This window comes from Kitasatospora sp. MY 5-36 (assembly GCF_001182915.1).
In the GTDB taxonomy this organism is placed as follows: Bacteria; Actinomycetota; Actinomycetes; order Streptomycetales; family Streptomycetaceae; genus Kitasatospora.
In genome coordinates, this window is sequence record NZ_LFVW01000478.1 from 1 (window position 1) to 9,046 (window position 9,046).

The 9,046-nt window shown below is 74.3% G+C and carries 8 protein-coding genes and 1 pseudogene; 6 read left to right on the forward strand and 3 right to left on the reverse strand.

Annotation, left to right across the window (positions count from 1 at the left end):
* Both AE652_RS27670 and AE652_RS27675 read left to right on the forward strand, forming a co-directional pair.
* A pseudogene (locus AE652_RS27670) lies at nt 1–274 on the forward strand (MFS transporter); the annotation flags it as partial.
* 259 nt (nt 275–533) lie between these two features.
* On the forward strand, nt 534–1,898 hold the full coding sequence (locus AE652_RS27675; RefSeq protein ID WP_049656284.1) for an FAD-binding oxidoreductase: 1,365 nt from the start codon (nt 534–536) through the stop codon (nt 1,896–1,898).
* Between the two features lie 276 nt (nt 1,899–2,174).
* Here AE652_RS27675 and AE652_RS46625 read toward each other — a convergent pair whose 3' ends face one another.
* On the reverse strand, nt 2,175–2,357 hold the full coding sequence (locus AE652_RS46625) for a hypothetical protein (protein WP_143204509.1): 183 nt from the start codon (nt 2,355–2,357) through the stop codon (nt 2,175–2,177).
* Between AE652_RS46625 and AE652_RS27680 the strand changes: the two genes are divergently transcribed.
* Both AE652_RS27680 and AE652_RS27685 read left to right on the forward strand, forming a co-directional pair.
* Nucleotides 2,356–2,685 carry a hypothetical protein gene (locus tag AE652_RS27680; protein ID WP_049656286.1) on the forward strand — a complete coding sequence of 110 codons (330 nt, stop codon included), beginning with the start codon at nt 2,356–2,358 and terminating at the stop codon, nt 2,683–2,685. The genes AE652_RS46625 and AE652_RS27680 overlap by 2 nt on opposite strands.
* A gap of 544 nt (nt 2,686–3,229) precedes the next feature.
* Nucleotides 3,230–4,030, forward strand: coding sequence for a pyridoxal 5'-phosphate synthase (locus AE652_RS27685; RefSeq protein WP_234348562.1), 801 nt, complete (start codon nt 3,230–3,232; stop codon nt 4,028–4,030).
* 143 nt (nt 4,031–4,173) lie between these two features.
* Here AE652_RS27685 and AE652_RS27690 read toward each other — a convergent pair whose 3' ends face one another.
* Nucleotides 4,174–5,241 (reverse strand): DMT family transporter, encoded by a 1,068-nt coding sequence (locus tag AE652_RS27690; protein ID WP_199823150.1) that lies wholly within the window; start codon nt 5,239–5,241, stop codon nt 4,174–4,176.
* A 152-nt stretch (nt 5,242–5,393) separates the two neighbouring features.
* Between AE652_RS27690 and AE652_RS27695 the strand changes: the two genes are divergently transcribed.
* Both AE652_RS27695 and AE652_RS27700 read left to right on the forward strand, forming a co-directional pair.
* Nucleotides 5,394–6,266, forward strand: coding sequence for a DUF1906 domain-containing protein (locus AE652_RS27695; RefSeq protein WP_107086553.1), 873 nt, complete (start codon nt 5,394–5,396; stop codon nt 6,264–6,266).
* A gap of 206 nt (nt 6,267–6,472) precedes the next feature.
* On the forward strand, nt 6,473–8,134 hold the full coding sequence (locus AE652_RS27700; RefSeq protein ID WP_049656287.1) for a long-chain fatty acid--CoA ligase: 1,662 nt from the start codon (nt 6,473–6,475) through the stop codon (nt 8,132–8,134).
* 67 nt (nt 8,135–8,201) lie between these two features.
* Here AE652_RS27700 and AE652_RS27705 read toward each other — a convergent pair.
* Nucleotides 8,202–9,046 (reverse strand): PleD family two-component system response regulator (locus AE652_RS27705; RefSeq protein WP_234348563.1); only part of this gene is annotated, 845 nt, incomplete at its 5' end.

Genomic DNA, 9,046 nt, shown 5'->3' on the forward strand with positions numbered 1-9,046 from the left:
GGCGGTGGCCGGCAGTACGGTGGCGGGCCTCGGCTCGGGGCTCTTCGCCTGCCACCTCGGCCCGCTGGTGCTGACTGGCGCGCCGCCGACCCATCTCTCGCGGGTCCAGGCCCTGCTGACGCTCGTGCAGAGCCTGGCCCTGGTGCTCTCGAACGCCCTGCTGGGCCTGCTCGCGGACGCGGCGGGCGCCGCCCCGCCCACCCTTCTCTGCGCCCTCGCCACCGCCGCCGCCGGCCTCACCGCCCTGGCCACCCCGACCCTCCGCCGGGCCTGAGCCGACCGGTCGCCACGCCGGCCCCGGGCTCCGGCCGGCACCTCCCCGTACGGCGGCCCTTGCCGCCAGCCCCGGTGCCCGCCCTTCCCATGGCCCACTTGCCCGCCCCCTGCCGTCCGGGCGGTGCTTCGTCCTCCCGCCCGTTCACCTGCCCCTGCCCGTCCCGGCGCCCGCCCCTTCCCGTGGCCCACTTGCCCGCCCCCTGCCGTCCGGGCAGAGTGCGGAGGTGGAGGCGGTCGGGCGGCGAGTGGAGGCGGCGATGAGTGATCTGACGGACCGACTGGTGCAGGGCCTCCCGGACGGGGCCGTCGTGGTGGACCCGGACGTGACCGCCGCGTACCGCCACGACATGGCGGGCTTCTGCGCGGCCGGGCAGCCCGCGGTGGTGGTGTTCCCGGAGACGGTCGAGCAGGTGCGGCACGTGCTGCGCACCGCGACCGAGCTGCGCGTCCCGGTGGTGCCGCAGGGCGCCCGGACCGGGCTGTCGGGTGCGGCGAACGCGGTGGACGGCTGCGTCGTGCTGTCGCTGGTGAAGCTGAACCGGATCCTGGAGATCGACCCGGTGAACCGGATCGCGGTGGTCGAGCCCGGTGTGGTGAACGCCGAACTGTCCAGGGCTGTCGAGGAGTTGGGCCTCTCGTATCCGCCGGATCCGTCGAGCTGGGAGTCCTGCACGATCGGCGGCAACATCGGTACCGGGGCCGGTGGGCTCTGCTGCGTGAAGTACGGCGTCACCAGCGAGTACGTGCTCGGGCTGGACGTGGTGCTGGCGGACGGGCGGCTGCTGTCCACCGGCCGCCGGACGGCGAAGGGTGTGGCCGGGTACGACCTGACCAGGCTGTTCGTCGGCTCGGAGGGGACGCTCGGGGTGGTGGTCCGGGCGGTTCTGTCGCTCCGGCCGGCGCCCGCCCCGCAGCTGGCGCTGGCGGCGGAGTTCCCGAGCGCGGACACGGCCGGGGCGGCGGTCTGCGAGGTGATGGCTCGGGGTCTGACCCCGTCGCTGATGGAGCTGATGGACGCGGTCTCGGTGCGGGCCGTCAACGAGTTGGGGCGGATGGGGCTGCCGGAGTCCACCCAGGCGCTGCTGCTGGTGGCCTTCGACGGGCCGGACCGGGTGGCCGAGCTGGCCCGGGTCGCGCGGCTGTGCCGGGAGGCCGGGGCGACGGAGGTGGTGCCGGCCGAGGACGAGGCGGAGTCCGATCTGCTGCTGGCCGCCCGGCGGATGGCGCTGCCCGCGCTGGACCGGCTGGGCACCACGATGATCGACGACGTGGCGGTGCCGCGCTCCCGGCTGGCGGAGATGCTGAACGGCGTCGCGGTGATCGCCGAGCGGCACGGGCTGACCATCGGGGTGGTCAGTCACGCGGGGGACGGCAACACCCACCCGATCGTCATCTTCGACGCCTCGGACGAGGAGGAGACGGCCCGGGCCCAGCGCTCCTTCGACGAGATCATGGCGCTCGGGCTGGAGCTGGGCGGCACGATCACCGGGGAGCACGGTGTGGGGCTGCTGAAGCGGGACTGGCTGGCCCGTGAGCTGGGCCCGGTGGCGTTGGACCTGCAACGGCAGCTGAAGGCGGTCTTCGATCCGCTGGGAATTCTGAATCCCGGCAAGATGATCTGATTTTCACTGAAGTATTTCGGCGGGGACCGCACGTCCGAACCCCTGCCGTCGTGGTGTGACATCCGACGGCCTTTTCATGACCAGGAAAGTCGACATGGGAGGGTGACCGAACTTTTCCGGGGGCGTGCGTGCGGTTCGCACGCGCCAGGGTGGTGCGCCCAGCGGATCGCGTGGCGGTGCCGCGCCGTCCCCCGGACCGACCATCGAGCAGCGGCCGTACGGGTGAAGTCCCAGCTCGGACGGGGTATCTCGCCGCGTTTTCCGTTTTCCCGGCCGTCATGCGCGGCCCGGGTGGATATCACGCAAACGGGCGAAATTCGCCGTGTGAGCTAGCGCTTTGTCGATTTGTTGCGGAAGTCTGTCTTCCGGCGTCGCAGCCCGCAGGTGTTCGTCCGGTCGACGAACCTTGCGCACCTTGATCGACCATTGCGCGACAAGCAGCTTCCCGGAGGCATTCATGGCTCGCACCCACCCCCGTCGAACAGCCGGGCTCCTACTCGCCGGCCCGCTCGCGGCCGGCCTGCTGCTGGCCGGTGCCGGGGCTGCCGCCGCCGACAACGGCGCGGGCGCCGAGGGCGCCTCCAACGCCGGGGCGGTCTCCGACACCGGCACCGGCAACGTGTTCGGCGGGGTCGACGGCAACTACGTCTCCACCCAGCAGACCGCCGCCGGCTCCGGCGCCACGAACCAGGACAACACCATCGCGGTGAAGGACAACACCGGCACCGTCCAGGGAGGCCAGGGCAACAAGGACGTCAACGTCGTCGTCGCCCCGACCTTCAACTGACCGGCCGACTGACCGGCCGCACGGCCGAGTGACGGCACCGGGCACCACGGAAGGCGGGGGCGCCGGACGTGGGTGGACGCGGGTGAGCTGAGCACCCGCCGACAGGCCCGGACCGGAACGGAACGGCCGGAGCGGACACCGAACCACCGACGCATCACCACCAGAGGGAACAGCGCAACGACCGGCAGGCGGAAAGGGTCACCGCGAAACCGGTCTCGTGGGCGGTGCCACCATCGGCACCGCCCACGAGTGTGTCCGGCGCAGGTCCCGGGTTCCTCGGCTGTCGGCCCGGGCGTCCCCACAGGACGTCCCCGCCGGGCCTCCTCGCCGGATCTCCCCGCCGCGCATCGCCGTCGGAGCACCCCGCCGGGCATCCCCGGAATCCCCCGCCGACCGGCCCGGATCCGTCCACCGAGGGCCCGCGCCCGGAGCCGTCGGCCTACGGCGGTACGGTTGCGCTCCGACAGCGCACCCACGTGCCCGGGCCCGGACGGACCGGCCCGGCCGGGGCTGCGACCGCGGCAATCGGAAGGAAGGGCGCGCGATGGCGGCGGAGGAGGAGGGCCTGACCGGCCCGGACGAGGCCAGGCCCGCACCGGAGGCCGGGGCGGAGCCGGCGGCGGACGCGCGCCCGGAGCCGTCGGCCGAGCCGCTCCACGAGCACCGCTCCGGGCCCAGGTCCGTCCCCGAACTACTGCTCGGCCGCCCGCCGATGGCCCGCCCGCTGCCGTCCTTCGACCACCAGGCCGCCCCCGCCGAGCCCGGCCCGCTGTTCGTGGACTGGCTCGCCACCGCGCTGCACGCCGGGGTGCTGGACCCGCAGGCCTTCACCCTCTCGACCGTCGACGCGGACGGCATGCCGGACGCCCGGGTGCTGGTGCTGCGCGACGTCGACGCGGCCGGCACCGGCTGGAACTTCTCGGCGGCCGCCGACAGCCCCAAGGGCCGCCAGCTCGCCGAGCACCCGGCCGCCGCGCTGACCGTCTACTGGCCGCAGCTGGGCCGCCAGGTCCGGGTGCGCGGCACCGTCGAGCGGGCCGCCGACCTGGTCGCCGCCGCCGAGTTCGCCACCCGCTCGCCCGCCGCCCGGGTCGGCGCGCTGGTCGGGCGGCAGAGCGAGCCGCTGGGCTCGGTCGCCGAGTACGACGAGGCGGAGGCGGTCGCCCGTCGCCGGCTGGAGGCGCATCCGGACGCGGTCGCGCCCGGGCACGCGGTCTACACCCTGTGGGCGCACGAGGTGGAGTTCTGGCAGGGCGACGCCCAGCGCCGGCACACCCGGCTGCGCTACACCCGCACCGGTCCGGTCAGCTCCCCGGAGTGGTCGCGCACCCTGCTCTGGCCGTAACGCCGTAACGCCGTAACGCCGTAACGCCGTAGCGCCGTAACGCCGTAGCGCCGTAACGCCGTAAGGCCGTAACGCCGCCGGGTCCCCAGGGCACCCAGGCCCCCAGGGCACCAAGGTGTCCTGGGGGGCCAAACCGGCGCTGGCTACCGTCGCCCGGTCAGCGTGGCCCCCACGCTGGCCGCGACCACGCACCCGATCCCGGCCAGCTGCGGCGCGCCCAGCAGCTGGCCCAGCACCACCAGCCCGACCAGCGCGCTGACCGCCGGCTCCAGGCTGACCAGCACGCTGAACACCCGCTGCGGCATCCGTCGCAGCGCGGTCATCTCCAGCGCGTACGGGATCACCGGCAGCAGCAGCGACACCCCGGCCACCGCGGCGAGCAGCGCCACCGGCGAGGCCTCGGGCGCGGTCAGCCCGTGCCAGGCCTGGCCGAGCCCGAACGGCGCCAGCGTCAGCGCGCCGACCGTCATCGACACCGCCAGGCCCTGGAAGCCCTGGAAGGCCGCGCCGACCTTGTCGGTGAACAGGATGTACAGGGCGTAGCAGGCGGCCGCCCCGAAGGCGTACAGCAGGCCGACCGGGTCGAGCGATCCGCCGCCGTCGCCCTCGCCGAGCAGGGTCAGCAGCGCCACGCCCGCGGCCGCGAGCAGCGCCCAGAGCAGGTGGCTGGCGCGCCGGGCGAAGACCAGGGCGACGGCGAGCGGGCCGAGGAACTCGATGGTCGCGGCGGTGCCCATCGGCAGCCGGTCGATCGCCCCGGCGAACAGGAAGGTCATCCCGGCCGAGGCCATGCCGAGCAGCGCGGCCGCGGCGAGGTCGCGGGGGCGCTTGTCGCGCAGCTTCGGCCGGGTGACGGCGAGCAGGATGACGGCGGCGAAGCCGAGCCGGAGGAAGGTCGTGCCGCTGACGCCGAGCGGGCCGAACAGCGGTTTGGACAGGGCGATGCCGGTCTGCACCAGGAACATCGCGGTCAGACAGAGAAGCGGCGCCGGGATCCGCTCCGGGCGCCGCAGGACCTTGCCGAACCGGCCGGTGGACCGGCCGGGGTGGACTTCGGGTGGCGCCGAGGGGCCGGACGCCCCACCTCGTCGCCAGCTGCCCCGCTCGCCGGCGGGCTCGCCCTTGGGGGAGGGCGGCATGGCCAGGGCCTCGGCGACGGCGGCGGCCGACGACGAGGCGGCAGGGGTTTCGCTGGTATGGGAGGTGGGCATATTTGTGAGTTTGCCGTAAGGAGTGATGAACCAGCAAGCTCGTTACAAAAATCGGGACGGATACGGACGGGTGCGTCCGAAAGGGTGGACTCGCGCGGGTGTCGCGGCGTGGCTGCCGCAGTCGTCCGACGGACCGTCAGTATCAAGGCGGGGTGCGCCATCTCCGCTCCGCCGCCCTCCTCGCCGCCGCCCTCGTGCTCCTGCTGGCCACCGACGGGACGGTCGTGAACGCCGAAGCCGTCACCCCGGCCGCCGGCGCCGCCCCCCGCATCCGGGCCGTCAGGCTGCCCGACCGGTCCGGCCCGCCCCGGGCCCGCGACACCTGGAGCGGCCCCGCCTTCGACGCCTGCACCGCACCGCCGCTCGACACCCTGAAGGCCTGGCGCGACGCCTCCCCGTACGGGGCGCTCGGCGTCTACACCAGCGGCTCCCAGCGCGGCTGCGGCCAGCCGCGGCTCACCGCCGAGTGGGTGCGCCAGGTGCGGGCGCTGGGCTGGCGGTTCCTGCCGGTGCACGTCGGACTGCAGGCGCCGTGCGCCGACCCGGGCCACAAGCCCAAGCGGATCGACCCGGGGAAGGCCGTCGAGCAGGGCCGGGAGGAGGCGGACGAGGCCGCCCGGTCCCTGCGAGCGCTCGGCTTCGCCAAGGGCAGCCCGGTCTACCTGGACATCGAGGCCTATCCCTTGCGCGACCCGGCCTGCGGCCAGGCCGTGGTCGACTTCACCCTCGGCTGGACGGCGGGCCTGCACGCCGCCGGCTACCGCTCCGGCTTCTACTCCAGCCTCGACTCCGGCATCGCGGACCTCGCCGCCGCCGCCCGGGCCGGCGGCTCCCCGATGCCCGACGCGCTCTGGTACGCCCGCTGGGACGGCCAGGCCGACACCGACGGCTCCGGCGCCCTGGCCCCCGACCTCTGGACCTTCCATCAGCGCGTCCACCAGTACCACGGCAACGTCGAGGAGACCTTCGGCGGCGCCACCCTCACCGTGGACCGCAACCACGTGGACGGCCCGACCGCCCGCTGAGGCCCGCCGCCGATCACCGGCCCACTCCCCGCCCAGGGCGGGGAGCGGGCCGGGGGCGGAACCGGGACGAATCCGTGATCCGCGCAACGGGGCCGGGATACTGACAGCAGGGGGTGGGAGCGGCACAATCGGGCACGTCCGCGCGCATTACCGCCCGGTAGGTGCCGCGAGCGCAGCCCCCAGTGCCGCCAGGTCAAGGAGGACCCGTGTTCAGCACGATGCAGGACGTTCCGCTCACCGTCGCCCGAATCCTGGAGCACGGGTCCACGGTCCACGGCCGTTCGACCGTGACCACCTGGGACGGCACCGGCCCGGTCGTCCGGACCTACGCCGAGGTCGGCGCCCGCGCCGCCCAGCTCGCCTGGGCGCTGCGCGACGAGCTCGGGTGCACCGAGGAGAGCGTCATAGCGACGCTGATGTGGAACAACGCCGAGCACCTGGAGGCGTACCTCGCCGTCCCCTCGGCGGGCTCCGTGCTGCACACGCTGAACCTGCGGCTGCCGTCCCAGCAGCTGTCGTTCATCGTCAACCACGCCGCCGACCGCGTGATCATCGTCAACGGCAGCGTCCTGCCGCTGCTCGCCGCCGTCCTGCCGGACCTCGCGCCGACCCTCAGGCACATCGTGGTCAGCGGCCCCGGCGACCGCTCGGTGCTGGCCGGCTTCGCGGGCGGCGTGCACGACTACAAGGAGCTGATCGCCGGCCGGCCCACCGAGTACCCGTGGCAGCGCGACATCGACGAGCGGCAGGCCGCCGTCCTCTGCTACACCTCCGGCACCACCGGGGACCCGAAGGGCGTGCTCTACAGCCACCGCTCGGTCTACCTGCACTGCCTCCAGGTCAACACCGGCGACAACTTCGCCTTCACCCCGAGCGACACCGCGCTGCCGGTGGTCCCGATGTTCCACGTCCAGGCCTGGGGCATCCCGCACGCGGCCTTCATGTCCGGCGCCAACCTGCTCATGCCGGATCGTTTCCTCCAGCCCAAGCCGATGGCCGAGATGATCGCGGCCGTCCGCCCGACCGTCAGCGCCGCCGTCCCCACCATCTGGGCCGGCCTGCTGGGCGAGCTCGACGCCGGCGACTACGACACCTCCAGCCTGCGCATGGTGGTCATCGGCGGCAGCGCCTGTCCGCCCTCCCTGATGAAGGCCTACGAGGAGCGCCACGGCATCCGGGTGCTGCACGCCTGGGGCATGACCGAGACCTCCCCGCTCGGCTCCTTCGCCCAGCCGCCGGGCGGCCTCACCCCCGAGCAGGAGTGGCCGTACCGGATCACCCAGGGCATCTTCCCGGCCTCCGTCGAGGCCCGGCTGATCGGCCCGGGCGGCGAGCGGATGCCGCACGACGGCGTCTCGGCGGGCGAGCTGGAGGTGCGCGGCCCGTGGATCGCCGGGGCGTACTACGGCGGCGCCGGCCAGGACCCGGTCCGCCCGGACGACAAGTTCTCCGAGGACGGCTGGCTGCGCACCGGCGATGTCGGCACCATCACCGCCGACGGCTACCTGACCCTCACCGACCGGGCCAAGGACGTCATCAAGTCCGGCGGCGAGTGGATCTCCTCGGTCGAGCTGGAGAACGCCCTGATGGCCCACCCCGACGTGGCCGAGGCCGCCGTGGTCGCCGTCCCGGACGAGAAGTGGGGCGAGCGCCCGCTGGCCACCGTGGTGCTGCGCCCGGGCGCGACCGCGGGGCTGAAGGAGCTGCGGGCCTTCCTGGGCGAGCGGATCGCCTCCTGGCAGCTGCCGGAGCGCTGGTCGATCGTGGAGTCGGTGCCGAAGACCTCGGTCGGCAAGTTCGACAAGAAGGTGATCCGGGCCAGTTACGCGGCCGAGGAGCTGGACGTCACGGTGCTCGGCAAGGAGTGACCGCGCGAAGGGCCGGCCGCCCCCGTACGAACGGGGGCGGCCGGCCCTTCCACGTGTGCGGCGTGCCTCAGCCGGCGGCGGCGACGCCCGCCTCGCCCATCGCGCCGATCCGCCCGAGCAGGTCGACGATCCGGGACTGGACGTCCTCGCTGGTCGAGCGCTCGGCGAGGAACAGCACCGTCTCGCCGGTGCGCAGCCGGGGCAGTTCGCGCGGGTCGAGGTCCACCGAGGTGTAGACCACCAGCGGGGTGCGGTGCAGCCGGTCGTTGGCGCGCAGCCAGTCCAGCAGGCCGACCCGGCGGCGGCGGATCTGCAGCAGGTCCATCACCACCAGGTTGGGCTGCACGCTGCTGGCCCGGGCCACCGCGTCGTTCTCGTCCACCGCGTGCTCGACGTGCATGCCGCGCCGCTCCAGGCTGCTGATCATGGCGGCGGCGATGTCCGGGTCGCCCTCGACCAGCAGCACCCGCGGGGCGTGCTGCTCGCCGTCGCGCGGTGCGAGGGCGCGCAGCAGGACGGCCGGGTCGGCCCCGTACGCGGCGTCCCGGGTGGCCTGGCCGAGGCCGGCGGTGACCAGCACCGGGACCCTGCGGTTCAGCGCCGCGGTGCGCAGTGACTGGAGCGCGGTGCGGGTGATCGGGCCGGTCAGCGGGTCGACGAAGAGGGCGGCGGGGAAGCCGGGGACCTGGGCGTCCACCTCCTCGCGGGAGCGGACGATCACCGGCAGGTAGCCGCGCGCCTGGAGGGCCTGCTTGGTGGCCGGGTCGGGCTCGGGCCAGACCAGCAGCCGACGGGTGTTGGCCAGCTCGCCGGTCGGGGCCGACGGCTGCTCGGGTGCGGGCCGCTCCTCGGCGGGCGGGAGCTCGGCCATCGGGCGCGGCGCGGTCCGGGCCGCGTCGGCCGGGACGGGCG